A 16,438-nucleotide genomic window follows, 5' to 3' on the forward strand; every position below is an offset into this window, starting at 1 on the left:
ATGAACAATCAAAGGGCTTCGTTGAAATTCTCGCGTTGCAGGCGTTCGGCGGCTTGCCGCCCGAACAGCCAGAACAGCGCGGGGGTGATGAAGGTGTCGAGCAGCGTCGCGCCGACCAGGCCGGAAAAGATCACCACGGCGACCGGATGCAGGATCTCGGTGCCCGGTTGTTCGGCCTCGAAGAGCAGCGGCGCCAGCGCGAAGGCGGCAACCAGCGCGGTCATCAGCACCGGCGTCAGGCGTTCGAGCGAACCGCGGACGATCATCGCGGTGTCGAACCGCTCGCCCTCGAAACGCATCAGGTTCAGCCAGTGGCTGACCTTGAGGATGCCGTTGCGGGTCGAGATGCCGGCCAGCGTGATGAAACCGATCAGCGCCGCGATCGACAGCGGCTGCCCGGACAGCCACAGCCCGAAGACGGCGCCGACCAGGGCCAGCGGCACGTTGGCCATGATCAGCGCGGCGAGCAGCGCCGAACGGTAGCGGCCGTAGAGGACCATGAAGATCAGGATCGCCGAGCCGACGGCGAGCACCGCGATCAGCCGTGCCGCCTCTTCCTGCGCCTGGAACTGGCCGCCGAGGGTGATGAAGTAGCCTTCCGGCAGCGGCTGCTCGGCGATCGCCGCGCGGATGTCGGCGACGACATCCGACAAGGCCCGGCCCTGCGCGTTGAGCGAGATGACGATGCGCCGCCGGCCGTCGTCGCGGACAATCTGGTTCGGTCCGTCGCCGTCCTCGATGCGCGCCAGCTGGGCCAGCGGCACCGGCCCGGCCGGCGTCTCGACGAGCAGGCCGCGCAAGCCGTCGATGCCGCGCGCGCTTTCCGGCAGGCGGAGGAGCAGGTCGAAACGGCGGTTGCCGTCGACAATCTGGGTGACTTTCTCGCCATCGACCAGGATCTGCAGCTTGCGCAACAGTTCGCCGGACGACAGCCCGTAGCGTGCCGCCGCGTCGAAATCGACCTGCACCTTGATCTGCGGCGCCAGCACCTGCTTCTCGATCTCCAGGTCGGCGACGCCGGTAATCCGCTGCAGGCGCTGCTGCAGCAGCGCGGCCTGGGCGCGCAAGGTGTCGAGGTCGTCGCCGAAAACCTTGATCGCCACCTGGGCGCGCACGCCGGACAACATATGGTCGATGCGGTGCGAGATCGGCTGACCGAGGTTGAGGCTGCCCGGCAGGTCCTTCAGGCGTTGGCGGAGGTCGGCGTAAAGCGCTTCCTTGTTGCGCCCGCCGGGTTTGAGGCGGATTTCCAGCTCCGAGACATGGACGCCCTCGGCGTGCTCGTCAAGTTCGGCACGGCCGGAACGGCGGCCGATGTGCTCGACCTCGGGCACCGACAGCAGCAGGCGTTCGGCCTGGCTGGCGACGCGCACCGATTCGGCCAGCGTGATGCCCGGGTTGAGGCGCAGTGTCACCGTCATCGACCCTTCGTTGAACGGCGGCAGGAAGGTGGTCGGGAAGAAGGGCACGGCGGCGGCGGCGAGCAGCACGGCAGCAGCGGCCAGGGCGACCGGTCGCTGCGGCGCCCGCAGGACGACTTCAAGCGCCCGCCGGTAGTGGCGCTTGAGCCATTCGACCAGCCGCGTATCGCCGTGCCGGGTGGCCGCCAGTTTGGGCAGCAGGTACCACGACAGCACCGGCGTCACCGTCACCGCGACGAGCAAGGAGGCCAGGATGGCGACGATGTAGGCGATGCCGAGCGGCACGAACAGCCGTCCCTCGATCCCCGGTAGTGCGAACAACGGCACGAAAACCAGGGCGATGATCAGCGTCGCGTAAACGATCGCCGAGCGCACTTCGAGCGAGGCGGCGACGACCAGTTCGGTGAGCTGGTACGGCGTGCCGCGCGCCGCCGCACCGCGCAGGCGGCGCAGGATGTTCTCGACGTCGACCACCGCGTCATCGACCAACTCACCGATGGCGATCGCCAGCCCGCCCAGCGTCATCGTGTTGATCGACAGGCCGAGCCACTTGAAGACCAGCACCGCGATCAGGATCGACAGCGGGATCGCCGTCAGCGAGATCAGCATCGTGCGCAGGTTGCCGAGGAAGAAAAAAAGCACCGCGGCAACCAGGCAGGCGGCGAGCAGCAGCTTGGCCTGCAGGTTGTCAATCGAGGCCTGGATGAAATCGGCCTGGCGGAAGATCACCTGCGGTGCCAGCACGCCGGCCGGCAGGCTTTTCTGCATGTCGACCAGCGCGCTTTCCAGGCGGCGGGTCAGGTCGACGGTGTCGGCGGTCGGCTGCTTCTGAATGCTCAGGATCACCGCCGGCTCGCCGTTGAAACCGGCGTCGCCGCGCTTGGTGGCGGCGGCGAAATTGACCGCGGCAACCTGGCGGAGCAGTATCGCCTGCCCGTTGCGCGCGCTCAGGGCCAGGTTGCGCAAGTCTTCCAGGCTGGCACTGCGGCCGATGTGGCGGATCAGGTACTCGCGCCCGTTCACTTCCAGGAAACCGCCCGAGGTGTTCGCCGAATAGCCGCGCAGCGCGCTTTCCAGCATCTCCAGCGTGATCCCCAGCCCGGCCATGCGCTGCGTATCCGGCTGCACCTGGAACTGACGCACTTCGCCACCGATAGGAATGACCTGGGCGACGCCGGCAACCGCCATCAGGCGCGGGCGCAGCACCCAGTCGGCGTATTCGCGCGCCGCCATGGCGTCGCCGCCCTCGGCAGCCAATGGGATCGCCAGCATCATCACCTCGCCCATGATCGACGACACCGGCCCCAGATGCGGCACGACGCCGGGCGGCAGCGTGCCCTGCAGCGCGGTCAGGCGCTCGGCGACCATCTGCCGGGCGCGGTAGAGATCGACTTCCCAGTCGAAGGCGAGATAGACGATGGACAGCCCGGGGCTCGACACCGAACGCACGCCGGCGACGCCGGGCAGACCGTTGAGCGCCGTCTCGAGCGGGAAGCTGACCAGTTGCTCGACTTCTTCGGCGGCCATGCCGCCGGCTTCGGTCATCAGCGTCACGGTCGGCTTGTTGAGGTCGGGAAAGACGTCGACCGGCAGCCGCTGCGCCTCAAAGGCACCGTAGGCCATCAGCAGCACGGCGACGACCAGGACCGGCAGGCGGCTGGCCAGGCTGTTGTTCAATAACCACTGAAACATGATGTGGCCTCGCTCAACGGATCTGGTTGATCAAGGTCGCGCCGTCGACGACGACGCGGTCGCCGTCGGCCAGGCCGTCGGTGACGAGCACGCGGCCGCCGTCGAGCGGCTGGCTGCGCACCGGTTTCGGCGTGAACCGTTCGGGCGAGGTCTTGACCCAGACCATGGCAACGTTGGCGGCGCTGCGCACCAGCGCGCGCTGCGGCACCGGCCAGCCCTTGGCGGTCGACTTCAGCTGGACCTGGATTTTCACCGGCTGGCCGAGCGGCAGCAGCAGGCCGAGGCCGTCGCCGCGCTGGCCGAAGCGCAGCGGCAGCGCCTGCTCGCGCAGGCGGCGGGCGGCGCCGAGGAAAGCGAGCTCGACGCTACGCTCGCCGACGGCCAGCGCCGCCGCCAGCACCTCGCCGGGCGCCAGCGCCTCGTAGGCCAGCGCCTCGACCTGCAGGCCATCGGGATCGACGATCTCGAACACCACCTCGCGCGCATCGACGACCTGCCCGACTACCGCGTTGGCCGCGGCGACAACGCCGGCGACCGGGGCGACCAGCGCATCACGGCCGCTGACCCCGTGGCCGAGCGCGGCGACCCGCTCCTTGAGGCCGGCCAGTTCGCTCTCGGCGGCCTCGATCTCCTTGCCGGGTACGGTATCGGCCAGTTCGCGCAGGCGGGCCAGACGCTTTTCCGCCAGTTGCCGCGCCGCCTGCGTTTCGGCCAGTTGCGCGGCAAGGTCGGCGCGCTCGAGCTGGCCGGCGGCGGGCACCACCCAGGCCAGCACCTCGCCCTTGCGCACCCGGCTGCCGACCGCCGGCAGCCCCTGCGGGCCGGCCTCGATGCGCCCGGCGAGCATCGCCTGGACGCGGCCGCCGCGCTGCGGGTCGATCACCACCTGGCCGGGCAGTTCGATCGCCCGCGCCACGTCGGCGGCAGCCACCGGTGCGGTGCGCACACCGAGCTGGCGCTGTGCCGCCTTGGGCAGGAAGACGACACCATCGGCCAGGCGCTGCGGCGTGTTGCCGAGATTGGGCAGGGCGGCCTTTTCGTCGCCGTGGTCGTGGCCCTCGTGCGCCGCCAGCGGCAGCGCCAACGCTGCCGTCAGGCAGCCGATCAGGAGTTCGCGCTTCATGCCGCAGCTCCCCGGCGCTGCTTCCAGCGGCGCCAGCCGAAACCGGCGGCGAGCAGGCCGAGGCCGCCGAGCAAGGCGGCGCCGGCCAGTGGCGGTAGCCGCCAGAGTGTCTGGCCGGCCGTCGGCGCGGCGGCCTCGACGACCAAGTCGCCGGCCAGCAGATCGGCTTCGTCGCCGACCACCAGCGTGAATGCCAGGCCGTGCTTGCCTGCCGCACGCAGCGGCTGCAGCCAGGCAACGTCGGCGATCCGGTAGGCGCCGGCGGCGACATCGAAGGCGGCGGCGATTTCCTTACCGCCAGCCTCGACCGCCAGCGTCGCACCGAGCAGCGGCGCGTTGGTCGGCGCCCGGTCGACATGAAGCAGCAGCGAATTTTCGTCGAGCCGGCCGACGATCTCGAAGGCCTCGCTCTCGGCGACGACGACCGGCAGCGGGACGACGGTTTCGGCAGCCTGGGCCGGCAGCAGCACGGCAACGGCGACACCCGCAATCAGTAGTTTTTTCAGCTTCATGATGTTTATTCCGGTAACAGGCCGAGGGCCTGGCGATAGGCCGACAGCGCGGCGGCCTGCTGGATCCGCGCGCGGCTGGCGGCGCGTTCGGCGGCGAGGGTTTCCTGGGCGCTGCGCAGGCGCGTCGGCAGGTCGCTCTCGCCGAGGCGGAAGGCCTTGTCGAAAAATGCCTGCGTCTCGCGCGCCAGGCGCGCCCGCTCGTCGCTCGCCTGGCGCCGGCGTTCGGCCGCCTGCCACTGGCTGCGCGCCAGTTGCGCGGCCTGCTGCAGGCGCTCGCCCTCGCGCCCGGCAGCAAGCTCGGCCTCGACCCGGTCGGCGCCGGCTTCGGCGATCGCTGCCGTGTGCCGCGGCCCTGACGCGAGCGGGATGCGCAGGCCGAGCGACCAGCTGCGCTCGGCGGCTTCGCCGCTGGCGCCACGTTCGCGCCGGGTGGCGACGGTCAGCTCGGGGTTGGCCCGGCTGCGCGCGCGCGCCAGTTCCTGGGCCTGCCGCGCCTGCTCGGCGCGGGCGTTGAGCTCGGCCAGCGCCGGATGGGCGGCCAGCCAGTCGGCGCCGGCCGGCGGCTCGCTTTCCGGACGCAGCTCGACGGCGCCAGGCGCGCTGCCGGTCAGCCACTGCAGGCGGGCAGCGGCGGCTTCGACCCGAACCGCTGCCTCGGCCTGATCGGCCTCGGCTGCGGCCAGGGCGCCGGCCGCCTGGTGCAGGTCGGCACGGGCCAGATCGCCGGCAGCGACACGGCGGGCGACGTCGTCGCGCAGGCGGGCGGCACTGGCCGCCGTGGCCTCGGCGAGCGCCGCCTCGTCGCGGGCCAGCTGCCAGTCCCACCAGGCGGCGCGCAGCTCGCCGGCCAGTTGCAGGCGCAGGCTGCTTGCCCGGCCTTCGAGCAGGCCGCTGTCGGCCGCTGCCAGCGCCCGGCTGGCACCGCGCTCGCCAGGCAGCCACAGCGACACGGCGAGACCGAGTTCGACTTCCTCGGCACCGCGGTCACGGTTGAAACGGTCGCTGCGGCCGCCGATTTCGAGCGCCGCCGGCGCCGGCGTCCACGCCGCGGCGACGTCGTGACGGGCAGCGGCGGCGCTGCGCTGGAGCGGCAGCGATTGCATCAGGGGATGCCTGGCCCAGGCCGCGGCAAAGGCCTGCGGCAGGGTGGCCAGGGATTCGGCACGGACTGGTTCGACCAGGACCAGCGCCAGCAAGACAAGGATTCGCGCAGTACAGCGCATGGGGAATCTCCGGCTGGATGGAACACAGCCGGCGACGTGCCGTTTCCGGCTCGCAGGAGCCGGGCTACAGGGAAATCAACGGGTCAGCCGCCGGCGCTCAGGCGGTGACGGGTCTAGGGGGGCGTTCGAGACCTTCAGGGACGCGCGACGAGAAATCGTCGAGGCGACGGTCGGCGATCAGCCGAATGCCGACCGGCACGGCCGGCGTTTCGCCCGCGACGGCCGGCGGATAGCCGGGCAGATGGCCGGGACAGCAGAGGTGTTGCGCATCGTCGCAGGGCAGCGGCGCCTGCTCTCCCGGACAGCCGCCGCAATCGTCGGCGGCGCTGTCCTGCGCCATGGTCATCGCGTGACCGGTAGCGGCGGCGTGGTGCATCGCCGGCACGGCTTCAGCCGCGCAGGCCAGCAGCAACTGCCCCGGGAACAGCGCGGAAGCGGCGACGATCAGCAGGAGAAGACGCGCCAGCAGGCGCTGCGGCAATTTCATGGGCGAGACTATAAACCAGGCTTGCCAGGTCCGATATCTCCCGTCGGAAAAAGTTCGGTCCGCTGCCTCAGCAGCATTCCTCCTCGACCTGGACCAGCAGGGCCATCGCTTCCTCGTCGCCGCAGGCCGCGAAAAAATCACGGATCTGGTTGATGTGGGCGTGGATCAGGAACAGATCGTCCGGCGGGGGCCCGCTTTTCGGCGTGCGCTTGGCGAGGAAGTAGTGCCAGAACGGCTGCTCGCCGCCCTGCGCCGCAACATTGCGCAGGATGAATTCGATCAGCCGCCGCGCGTTGCCGTCACAATCGATGCCGTCAAAACTGACATAACGGTCGCCGCCCTTGCGGCAGGAACACTCCGCCCCGCCCTCCCGATTCCTTGCCATCGCCTGCCCTCCCTGTCATGAACGCCAACATGGTAGCGACCGCCCCGCCGCCGCGTCCGTCGGCTGGCCGACAGTTTTTCAGGCGCTTGCACCGAGCCGGCGCAGGCTGTCCAGGGCGTGAATGAACAGGACGCGCCGCCCCTGGCGGTGCAGGATGCCGTCGCGCTCCCACTGGTTGAGCAGCGACGACACGGTCTGCCGGGTCGAACCGAGCAGGCTGGCGATATCTTCGGTGCCAAGCTCGAGCGGCACCAGCCAGATGCCGCCGTCGAGCGGCCGCCCGCGCCGTTCGGCAAGACCGCAGAGGAAGCGCGCCAGCCGTGCCGGCACGTCGCGGAAGGCGAGGTCCTCGATCAGATGCACTGCGTTGGCGAGCAGCCGGCCGAGGACACGCATCATCGCCGGCGTCACCGCCGGGTCGCTGGCCAGCTTGCGGGCAAAGGCGCGGGTCTCCATCAGCCACAGGGTGCAAGGCGTCACCGCTTCGAGGTAGGTCGGCGTGTGCGTCGTGTAGATGTCGCCGGCTTCCAGGTAGCTCAGGCTCAGTTCGCGGTTCTCGCCGGCCAGATAGACCCGCAGCCGGCCCTCACCGACGATCAGCACCTGGTCGCGGATGTCGCCCGGCGTCGCGAACAGCGTGCCGCGCGCCACTTCCTGGGCGACGAAACCGTCGAGCAGCCCCGGCGGAATGCGCGGGCCACCGTCCGGCGCACTGTGAGACGAAAGTTCCTGACTATCCATGTCTCACTGGAAGCAAGACGTGGACCAGCCAGAAAGCTTTTATCGTCAGTCAGTTAGCCAGCCGAAAGCTGTCGGATGTGCGACAAGCCCTTACATCGCAACCAGCGTCTGACGACCGTACCACTCGTCGCCGGCGGCGACTTCCTGCGCCACATCGGCGGCGGCGGCTTCGATGCAGAGCATGTGCCGCCAGTCGTCGTCGGGCATGTCGGCGAGCGCTGCGCACTTGTCCAGCCACGGGTTCCACACCACGGTATCCGGAAAACCCTGCTGCTGAATGCCCAGGCTGAGGTTGCCGGCGCGCAGCATCTGCGGCCGGCGGACGTGACGATAGACGCGATCGGTCTCGCCTTCGATCAGCAACTCGGTGCCGCTGTCGCGGAGCACCTTGTTGCCGGCGGCGGCATCCCGGTAGTCGTGACCGTAGAGCCCTTCGATGGCGACATCCTCGACCTGCACGACGCGCAGGTAGGTATGCAGCGCGGCGGTGAATTCGAACGGCAGCTCGCCGGTGTTGGCGACGCAGAGTTCGAGGTCGATGCGATCGGCCTCGATCATCAGCGTCAGCTCGAGACGGAAGCGGTGCGGCCAGAGCGCCCGCGTCGCCTCGTCGTCGGCGGTTTCCAGCGTGACCAGCGCGTAGTCGTCGCCACTACGCCGGGCACTGACTTCCCATTCCCGGGTGCGCACAAAGCCATGCTTGGGCAGCTCGCCGCGCTCGGCGAACTGTGGGAAGCAGACCGGGATGCCACCGCGGATCGCCACGCTGCCGTCGACCACCGCCCGCTCGGAAAGATAGAGCCGTTCGCGTCCGTCGGGCGTGATCCACGACAGGACCTGACCGCCCAGGCGGCTGACGACGGCGCTGCTGCCCTGCGGCCCGTGCACGCGCAGAGCTGGGATACCGCGGAATTCGATGTCTTCAATGCAAGGTTTCATGCGTTTTGGGGACCACGTAGAGTTGGGGGCGGACATGCAGCAGGACGATCTCCTGGCCAAGCAGGGTGACGCTGCCGCGCCGGCGGTTGTCGCCGGTGTCGCTGTATTCGAAGAGGTAGGAACGGCGCAGCCGGAGATGGCCGGCATCGTCGCGGCCAAAGCCTTCGAGATGGCCAACGACGCTTTCGTCGAGGAACTGCAGGCCCTCTTCGGCGCAGGCGGCCTGCGCCGCGCGCACGCCGATCTCGCGCGCCTTCAGCGAATCGAGCCAGAACCAGATGAGGGCGCCGGCGGCGAGGATGAAAATGCTTTCGTAGATGGGCATGGGCTCGAAGTATACTGCCTGCCATGCTCAGTTACCGCCACGCCTATCACGCCGGCAACCACGCCGACGTGCTCAAACACCTGATCCTGCTGCAGATCGCCCAGTACATGGGCGAGAAGCCGGCGCCGTTCTGGATCATCGACACCCACGCCGGTGCCGGCCGCTACGCGCTCGATTCGGCGCACGCCAGCAAGCTCGCCGAATGGCGCGACGGCGTCGGCCGCCTCTGGGAAGCGCCGGGACTGCCGCCGGCCGCCGCCGATTACCTCGATTTCGTGCGCATGCTCAACCCGGACGGCCAGTTGCGGCACTATCCCGGATCGCCCTGGCTGGCCCGGCAGATGCTGCGCGACGCCGACCGCCTGCGCCTGTACGAGATGCACAGCAGCGACGTACCGCTGCTCGAGGCCTGTTTCAAGGGCGCCGGCCGCCAGGTCAACATCACCGCCGGCGACGGTTTCGCTGGCCTCAAGGCGCTGCTGCCGCCGCCACCGCGCCGGGCGCTGGTACTGATCGACCCGTCGTACGAAACCAAGGCCGATTACAGCAACGTGATCAAGGCGCTGCAGGAAGCGCTGAAACGTTTCCCGACCGGCACCTACGCGCTGTGGTACCCGCTGCTGCTGAAACCCGAATCGCGCCAGTTGCCGGAGCGGCTGAAACGCCTCGGCGCGCCGAGCTGGCTCAACGCGACGCTCGAAGTCAAGGCGCCGCCGCGCGATGGCTTCGGCATGTACGGCAGCGGCATGTTCATCATCAACCCGCCGTGGACGCTGGAAAAGACGCTGCACGAAACCCTGCCGACGCTGGCCTCACTGCTCGCTCAGGGCGACGGCGCCCGCCACACGCTGGAGAGCCAGTCGGTCTAGCGACCGCCCGAAACCGTAGGGATCGTTTGCTTGCGCATCTATTACTTAAGTAATAAAGTCGGCAAAGTGAGCAATCAACGGGCAGAGGTGGAATCGTGGCGGGACGGATTGTGCGGATGGCAGCGACGCTGCTGGCGATGGCTGCCGGTGCCGGCGCCCTGGCCGGGGAAGTGCTGCAGGTGGCGATCACCGATACCGCGCCGCCTTTCGCCTACCGCGACGACAAGGGCGCCCTGAAAGGTTTCAACGTCGATCTGGTGAACGCGCTGTGCCAGCGCCTGCAGCGCCAGTGCAAGATCGAAGTGCTGCGCTTTCCGGAAGTGATCCCCGCCGTCAGCAGCGGCCGTTACGACCTCGGCGTCGCCAATACCCTGCGCACGCCGGAGCGCGAGAAACTGGTCCGTTTCAGCCGGGTCATCTGGCGCTCGACCTCGAGTCTGCTCGGTCGTCGCGAACTCGGCGGGGCGCCGCTGGCTGCCCTGCTCAAGCAGGAAAGCACCTGCGCCATCGCCGGCAGCCGCCAGCTCACCTGGCTCGACGAGAACGCCCGGACACCGCCGCTGGCGGCCAGCGGCAACCAGGAACTGCTCAAGCTGCTCGGCGACAAGCAGTGCACGCTGGCCCTGATGCCGACCCAGCAGGCGCTCGCCTTCCTGCAGGGCAAGGAAGGCCAGGCCTTCGCCTACATCGGCGCGCCGCTCGCCGACAGCGGTCTTGGCGGCGACGTCCATATGGTGCTGCGCCCCGGCAAAGACGGCCTCAAGGCCGAGGTAGACAACGCGCTCGACGCGCTGATCAGCGACGGCACCCACGAGCGCCTGTCGCGCCGGCATTTCCCCTACAGCATCCTGTAAACGCGCATGCCCGAACGCCAGCGCCCCAGCCTGCGCCGCATCTCGGCGGTCGTCCTGGGGCTGCTGATCCTGATCCTGTGCGCCGCCGGCGTCCTGCTGGCGCGCCAGATGCTGGAGCTGCAGCACCTGGCGGTGGAGCATCGTCGGCAGGCCGCCATCGGATTGAGCGAAAAGGTGCGCTTGGTCAGCAACATCGAGCGCCTGATCCTGCTCGGCGACCAGTTGAGCAGCAGCCCGGAGGCGGAAAGCTGGCAGGCCGCCGGCCGCGCTTTCCAGGCGCTCAGTCGGCATCCCTCACTGCAGGCGCTGGTCGGCAGCAATCCGGCAGTCACCGACAGCTTCCAGGTCGCCGAACACCTGCTCAACCTGCGCGAAAACCAGGCCGACGCAGCAGAGATCGAGACCGTCTGGGAGAGTCGCCGGGCAACGTTGACCCGCGCCGCCGAGGACACTTCGGGCAGCATGATCGCCTACAGCACCAGCCTGGCCGACACCGCCGCCCAGTCGGCACGGCAGATGCTGTGGCAGGCGCTGGCCTTCTGCACCCTGCTCTCGCTCGTCCTGATCGCCCTGCTGCGCCTGCTCAAGCTGCAGCTGATCGACCCCTTGCTGGCGGTCTCCGGCCAGCTCGCGGCGATGCGCCCGAACGGCCTGGCTGCAGACCCGCTGCCGCCGGCCCGTAACCTGGAAGTCGCCGAGGTCTTCGCCGCGCTGCGGGCCCTCCAGGACACCCAGCAGGCGCTCAGCGACAGCGAGGAGCGCCAACGACTGGCGCTGGCCGGGGCCAACCAGGGCCTGTACGACCTCGACATGCGCAGCGGCCGGGTCCGGGTCAGCCCCGAATACGCGGAAATGCTCGGCTACGCGCCCAGCGCCTTCGCCGATCTCGATTTCACCCGCTGGGCGGCGCTCCTCCACCCGGACGACCGCAACCCGACGCTGCAAGCCTACGAGGATTACGTGGCCGGGCGAACTCCCCAGTACCGGGTCGAGTTCCGGATGCGCACCGCAAAGGGCGAGTGGAAATGGCTGCTCTCGCAAGCCAGCATCCAGTCGCGCCACACCGACGGCACGCCGCTGCGCATGCTCGGCACGCATACCGACATCTCCGCCCAGAAGGCAGCCGAGGCGCGCATCCGCGAACTGAACGCCGAACTCGAAGCGCGGGTCAGCGCACGCACCGCCGAGCTCGACCAGGCGAAGCGCCTGGCCGAAAGCGCGACCTTGGCCAAGAGCGCCTTCCTGGCCAACATGAGCCACGAAATCCGCACCCCGCTCAACGCCATTTCCGGGATGGCCCACCTGATCCGCCGCGCCGGCCTGCCCGACGAACAACTGGCGCGCCTCGACAAGCTGGAGGCGGCCAGCCGCCACCTCCTCGAAATCATCAACGACGTGCTCGACCTGTCGAAGATCGAAGCCGGCAAGCTGCAACTGGAAAGCAGCGCCTTCGCCCTGCCCGGCCTGTTCGAGAACATCTGCTCGATGCTGCAGGAAAAGGCCGAAGCCAAGGGCATCGAACTGCGCCGCGAATACCCGGCCGACCTGCGCTGGCTGCGCGGCGACAGCACGCGCCTGCAACAGGCGCTGCTCAACTACGCCGGCAACGCGCTCAAATTCACCGAGCGCGGCAGCGTCCTGCTGCGTGCCCGGGTCGTCGACACCCGGGCGGCGGCGGTGCTGGTCCGTTTCGAAGTCAGCGACACCGGCATCGGCATTGCGCCGGCAGCGATCGACCGCCTGTTCAGCGCCTTCGAACAGGCCGACCATTCGACCTCGCGCAAGTACGGCGGCACCGGGCTGGGACTGGCGATCACCCGCAAGATCGCCCAGGCGATGGGCGGCGACGCCGGCGCCGAAAGCCAGCCAGGCCAGGGCAGTACCTTCTGGTTCACGGCCTGGCTGGAACGCGGCGAAGCGCTGTCCCCGGCCACGAGCGACAGCATCGACCAGAGCGAGGCCGGCCTCGCGGCACGCCACGGCAAGCGCCACCTGCTGCTGGTCGAGGACGAACCGGTCAACCGCGAGATCGCCCAGATGCTGCTGCTCGACGCCGGACTCGCCGCCGACCTCGCCGAGGATGGCCTGCAGGCGGTGGCGATGGCCAGCACCGGCCATTACGACCTGATCCTGATGGACCTGCAGATGCCGAACCTCGACGGCCTCGAAGCCACCCGGCGCATCCGCCGCCTGCCCGGCTACGCCGCCGTGCCGATCGTCGCCATGACCGCCAACGCCTTCGTCGAGGACCGCGAGCGCTGCCGCGCCAGCGGCATGAACGCCTTCATCGCCAAGCCGATCGTCCCCGACAGCTTCTACGAACAGTTGCTGCAGAGCCTGGACGCCGCCTATGGTCTGAATTCACCGGCCTGCGCGGCTTTTCGCGCAGGTCCGGTGGAATGATAGGCTAGGCATCGAGTCATGTCAGTTTCCGCAGCTCAACATCTAGAGCGCGAGCAGAGTCACGGAGCGCCCCAAAGAATTTCCAAAGCAGGTCTTCGGAAATATCTAACGAAGCTCCCTCAGCAATGCCGGGAACTACCGACACTAATGCTTTTGCAGCTCTAGCATCGACAATAGCTGATGAATGGACGATGCAATTTCTTGCCTCGCATGCTTTCCCTGAAAGCTCCTGCATGGATTTATGCAAGTTCGGCCGCTGCGCACCATATTCAACAACAAGCTTCGAAATGGCTGCGAAGCGGCCATCGTAGGCCCGAGAGATGTGGTCATCAACGACAGTTTGCATTGACTTTTCTCTCAGCCAGTCTTGCATGTCGGCGGTAGCTGGAAGATCTTGTGGGCGAAAGCTCACCTTGTATGTCTTGTCTGATTTCCAATTCTTGATGAGGAAGGTCGTGAGGATTTCCTTCAAATAGTCCTCATAGGCAGTAACAGCCAGCACGAGTAGGGAGTGGCGAGCAACGCGTTCCGTTTGTGGAGCCTCAGCAATGAACTGATTTGACGATATGTTCAAGCGTTCACCTGATGGCCCCTTGAGTAGTTCAGGAACGCTGCCTACCACAGCCATGTATGGAAGAATGTGCTCAAGAGAGCACTTGAATGTCCAATAGAACCGATTGAGCTCGACATTAGTTTGTTCAAATCTATTGAACGCAGCGGTATGAGGAGGAAGAGTTGGAGGTAGCGTTACGCGGCTCATGATGTTTGAGATGCCTATCCGGTCAATTGAGTTTCAGGCCCGGCGCTCGCCGAGCTGCGCCTTGAGCTGGCGCGCCGCCAGCGCGTAACCGCCGTCGCTGCCGTCGACGAAATGCAGGTGCTTGCCGGCGTGCGATTCGACCAGGCAGGTGATCAGCGCTTCGCGCGAGCGGTGCATGCCCCAGGCCAGCCTGTCCGCCGCCTGCTCGGCGGCCAGCCAGTCCGCGAGTTCGGCGATCTGCGTTTCCCCGGCATCGAGCAGCATGCGCAAGGCGCCGTCGAACTTGCGGAAATCGCTGTGCCGGACCAGATCGTCGCGGTAACGGCTCCACGCCACCGCAGCGGTGTCGATGTCGTGGCGGAACAGCCACCAGCCCGCGACATTCTGCAGCAACAGGCGGCAGGCGTAGGCAAGCCCGGCGATGACACCGCGCCCGGCGCTGCGCACCTTGGTCTCGCCGGCCAGCAGCAGCGGCGAGAAGGACAACTGCAGCGCCCCGGCGTGCAGCGGATGATGGCTACCGGGATCGCCGAAGATTTCGCCGATCCGTTCCAGCACCCGGGCGTAAGTCGCCTGGTTGAGCGCCGGATCGAGCGCCGTGGCGACGACGATCAGCGCCAGCTTGACGTCGCGAAAACTCGGCACGTTCTGCCAGCGGCACTCGAAGCCCTCGAAACTGGCGCTGGCCGGCCCCTCGCCCAGGCGGACGTGCTGCACGCCGGGATCGCCACGCTTGACCCGGCGCTCGGCCTCCTCCCAGCCGCGCCCGGAAAAGAAGGGCTGATTGATCTGCTCGGACAGCGCCAGCTTGGCCAGCCGCACCCAGTGCCCGGCTGCGCGCAGTGCGCCGACGCTGACGAGGCCGGCACGCAAGTGCAGGCCGAAACTGTCGGCCGCCAGTTGCTGGGCGCCGCGCAAGGCGATCACCGCCGGCGCGCAGAGGCGTTCGGGAATGGCAAAGGTGGCGCCATCGCCGCCGAACAGGAAAGGCAGCTCGATGCTGCGGTCGAGGTTGGCGATCGCCGCGATGCAGGCGACACCGACGGTATTGACCTTCTTGTAGGCGCCGTCGGCGATCGCCCGGGTCGAATCGACGACGTCGGCGATCACCACCCACCAGTCGTCGGGCAGGTCGACGTGGTGGCGCGTATCGAGCGCCACCGCGAACGACGACAGCGCCGGCAGGTCGCGGTAGAAGCCCGAATCGGCCATTGCCTCAGCCGAGTTCGGTGTATTTGGCGCGCGAGCCGCGCGCCTTGTCGACCGGGTACTTGGCGGCGTTCTTCTGCAGCTTGGCGCGGGTCGCCGCCGCCAGGTCGATGCCGCTGCGCTCGGCAATCAGCAAGAGGTAGAGCAGCACGTCGGCGCATTCGTCGGCCAGCGCCTCGCGCGTCGGCGCGCCGTCCGCCAGCGCCTCGACCTCAGCGTCGCTCTTCCACTGCATCAGCTCAAGCAGTTCGCCGGCTTCCAGATTGAGCGAGACGATCAGGTTGCGCAAGGTATGAAACTGCTGCCAGTCGCGCGCATCACGAAATTCGCGCACGGCGGCGGTCAAACTGGAAAAATCGTCCATTCTGCAATCCGGGAAAGCCTGCCACGCCGGGCATCATGCCACAGGCCAGCCCCTCAGCGCTCCATCACCTCGATGCCCTGGCGGCTTAGCCACTGCCGGTCGAGTTCCCAGCGCACCCCCTTGATCCCCGGTTGTGCCCGGACCAGCTCGGCGGCTTCGGACTGCACCCGGGCCAGTTCCTTCTCGATGGCGATGAAGGCCGGATTGTTCGGGTCCTTGACATTGACTTCCGGGTGCAGCACGGCGAGCGCCCGCAACGCCGGCACCTCGACGTTGCGCGGCGTACTCAGCACCGCCATCCCCCTCTCGACGCGCAACACCTGAAAACGGTAGGGATAGTTCTGCAGCGCCGGGCTGCCCTGGCTGGCCAGAACCTCGTTGAGCTGGCGGGTCTGGCCGTCCGGCCGGCGGATCGCCCAGTCGAGGGCAACCAGCAGGGCGATGACGATGAGGACCCAGTGTCCGGATTTGAGTTTCGGAAATGGCATGCTGTCTCTTTGCTTGGCCGGCCCCGCAGCCCGCTCGGTGGTCAAGCGTAACATGAGAAAATTGACCGGCAAACCTTCCCCCCTTGGAGAAAACCCATGCCCGTCTATCAACTCGGCGAAAAAATCCCGCAACTTGGCGACCAGACCTGGATCGCCCCCAACGCCACGATCATCGGCGACGTCCGCCTCGGCGCCCAGGCCTCGATCTGGTGGAACGCCACCCTGCGCGGCGACAACGACCCGATTCACATCGGCGAGCGCAGCAACATCCAGGACGGCTCGGTGCTGCACACCGACGAGGGCGTACCGATGCATATCGGCAACGACGTCACCGTCGGTCACCTGGTCATGCTGCATGGCTGCACGGTCGGCGACGGCAGCCTGATCGGCATCGGCTCGATCATCCTGAACCGGGCGGTGATCGGCCGATCGAGCATCGTCGGTGCGAATACCCTGATCCCGGAAAGCAAGGTTTTCCCGGATGGCGTGCTGATCGTCGGCTCACCGGGGAAAGTGGTTCGCGAGCTGTCAAATGAAGAAATTTCCCGTTTGAAACATTCGGCCAGCCATTATGTGGACAATGCCAAACGCTATTCCCAGATGCTGCAAGCGTTTCCGGCAACAATTATACAAAAGTAATACA

General features: G+C 67.7%; 17 protein-coding genes. 4 read left to right on the forward strand and 13 right to left on the reverse strand.

Features of this window, described 5'->3' with window-relative positions; all coding sequences use genetic code 11:
• Window positions 1–8: 8 nt before the first annotated feature.
• From ACE3OV_RS12640 to ACE3OV_RS12680, 9 genes are all read right to left on the reverse strand, one after another.
• Window positions 9–3,113 carry an efflux RND transporter permease subunit gene (locus ACE3OV_RS12640; RefSeq protein WP_374327570.1) on the reverse strand — a complete coding sequence of 1,035 codons (3,105 nt, stop codon included), beginning with the start codon at window positions 3,111–3,113 and terminating at the stop codon, window positions 9–11.
• 13 nt (window positions 3,114–3,126) lie between these two features.
• Window positions 3,127–4,236 (reverse strand): efflux RND transporter periplasmic adaptor subunit, encoded by a 1,110-nt coding sequence (locus ACE3OV_RS12645; protein WP_374327571.1) that lies wholly within the window; start codon window positions 4,234–4,236, stop codon window positions 3,127–3,129.
• A complete protein-coding gene (locus ACE3OV_RS12650) occupies window positions 4,233–4,748 on the reverse strand; it encodes a hypothetical protein (protein WP_374327572.1) in 516 nt (171 codons plus the stop codon). Before ACE3OV_RS12650 ends, ACE3OV_RS12645 begins: the two co-directional genes overlap by 4 nt.
• A gap of 5 nt (window positions 4,749–4,753) precedes the next feature.
• On the reverse strand, window positions 4,754–5,971 hold the full coding sequence (locus ACE3OV_RS12655; RefSeq protein WP_374327573.1) for a TolC family protein: 1,218 nt from the start codon (window positions 5,969–5,971) through the stop codon (window positions 4,754–4,756).
• Between the two features lie 97 nt (window positions 5,972–6,068).
• The gene (locus tag ACE3OV_RS12660; RefSeq protein ID WP_374327574.1) at window positions 6,069–6,458 is read right to left on the reverse strand and encodes a hypothetical protein; all 390 of its coding nucleotides are present in this window, start codon (window positions 6,456–6,458) and stop codon (window positions 6,069–6,071) included.
• A 67-nt stretch (window positions 6,459–6,525) separates the two neighbouring features.
• Window positions 6,526–6,843 (reverse strand): N(2)-fixation sustaining protein CowN, encoded by a 318-nt coding sequence (gene cowN, locus ACE3OV_RS12665; RefSeq protein WP_374327575.1) that lies wholly within the window; start codon window positions 6,841–6,843, stop codon window positions 6,526–6,528.
• Window positions 6,844–6,921: 78 nt separating this feature from the next.
• Window positions 6,922–7,584 carry a Crp/Fnr family transcriptional regulator gene (locus tag ACE3OV_RS12670; RefSeq protein ID WP_374327577.1) on the reverse strand — a complete coding sequence of 221 codons (663 nt, stop codon included), beginning with the start codon at window positions 7,582–7,584 and terminating at the stop codon, window positions 6,922–6,924.
• A 90-nt stretch (window positions 7,585–7,674) separates the two neighbouring features.
• Window positions 7,675–8,523 carry a D-hexose-6-phosphate mutarotase gene (locus ACE3OV_RS12675; protein ID WP_374327579.1) on the reverse strand — a complete coding sequence of 283 codons (849 nt, stop codon included), beginning with the start codon at window positions 8,521–8,523 and terminating at the stop codon, window positions 7,675–7,677.
• Window positions 8,507–8,848, reverse strand: a complete 342-nt coding sequence (locus ACE3OV_RS12680) for a DUF3301 domain-containing protein (protein ID WP_374327580.1) — start codon at window positions 8,846–8,848, stop codon at window positions 8,507–8,509. Before ACE3OV_RS12680 ends, ACE3OV_RS12675 begins: the two co-directional genes overlap by 17 nt.
• Window positions 8,849–8,871: 23 nt before the next feature.
• Here ACE3OV_RS12680 and ACE3OV_RS12685 point away from each other — a divergent pair, with 23 nt between their 5' ends.
• The 3 genes from ACE3OV_RS12685 (at window position 8,872) to ACE3OV_RS12695 (ending at window position 12,974) form a co-directional block, all read left to right on the forward strand.
• Window positions 8,872–9,717 carry a 23S rRNA (adenine(2030)-N(6))-methyltransferase RlmJ gene (locus ACE3OV_RS12685; RefSeq protein WP_374327582.1) on the forward strand — a complete coding sequence of 282 codons (846 nt, stop codon included), beginning with the start codon at window positions 8,872–8,874 and terminating at the stop codon, window positions 9,715–9,717.
• Between the two features lie 116 nt (window positions 9,718–9,833).
• Window positions 9,834–10,571 (forward strand): substrate-binding periplasmic protein, encoded by a 738-nt coding sequence (locus ACE3OV_RS12690; RefSeq protein ID WP_374327583.1) that lies wholly within the window; start codon window positions 9,834–9,836, stop codon window positions 10,569–10,571.
• A 6-nt stretch (window positions 10,572–10,577) separates the two neighbouring features.
• Entirely contained in the window at window positions 10,578–12,974 is a 2,397-nt protein-coding gene (locus ACE3OV_RS12695) for an ATP-binding protein (RefSeq protein ID WP_374327585.1), read from the forward strand.
• A 16-nt stretch (window positions 12,975–12,990) separates the two neighbouring features.
• On the opposite strand, the gene ACE3OV_RS12700 is transcribed toward ACE3OV_RS12695, so the two are convergent.
• Genes ACE3OV_RS12700 through ACE3OV_RS12715 form a run of 4 tightly spaced genes read right to left on the reverse strand, consistent with a single transcriptional unit; the run spans window position 12,991 to window position 15,795 of the window.
• Window positions 12,991–13,734, reverse strand: a complete 744-nt coding sequence (locus ACE3OV_RS12700) for a hypothetical protein (RefSeq protein WP_374327586.1) — start codon at window positions 13,732–13,734, stop codon at window positions 12,991–12,993.
• A 33-nt stretch (window positions 13,735–13,767) separates the two neighbouring features.
• Window positions 13,768–14,946, reverse strand: a complete 1,179-nt coding sequence (locus ACE3OV_RS12705) for a DUF3095 domain-containing protein (protein WP_374327587.1) — start codon at window positions 14,944–14,946, stop codon at window positions 13,768–13,770.
• Window positions 14,947–14,950: 4 nt separating this feature from the next.
• Window positions 14,951–15,307 carry a nucleotide pyrophosphohydrolase gene (locus ACE3OV_RS12710; RefSeq protein WP_374327588.1) on the reverse strand — a complete coding sequence of 119 codons (357 nt, stop codon included), beginning with the start codon at window positions 15,305–15,307 and terminating at the stop codon, window positions 14,951–14,953.
• Window positions 15,308–15,360: 53 nt separating this feature from the next.
• A complete protein-coding gene (locus tag ACE3OV_RS12715) occupies window positions 15,361–15,795 on the reverse strand; it encodes a hypothetical protein (protein ID WP_374327589.1) in 435 nt (144 codons plus the stop codon).
• Window positions 15,796–15,891: 96 nt separating this feature from the next.
• Here ACE3OV_RS12715 and ACE3OV_RS12720 point away from each other — a divergent pair, with 96 nt between their 5' ends.
• Window positions 15,892–16,434: a gamma carbonic anhydrase family protein gene (locus tag ACE3OV_RS12720; protein ID WP_374327590.1), complete on the forward strand. Its 543-nt coding sequence runs from the start codon at window positions 15,892–15,894 to the stop codon at window positions 16,432–16,434.
• Window positions 16,435–16,438 lie beyond the last annotated feature (4 nt).

The organism is Azonexus sp., assembly GCF_041909095.1.
Classification (GTDB): Bacteria; Pseudomonadota; Gammaproteobacteria; order Burkholderiales; family Rhodocyclaceae; genus Azonexus.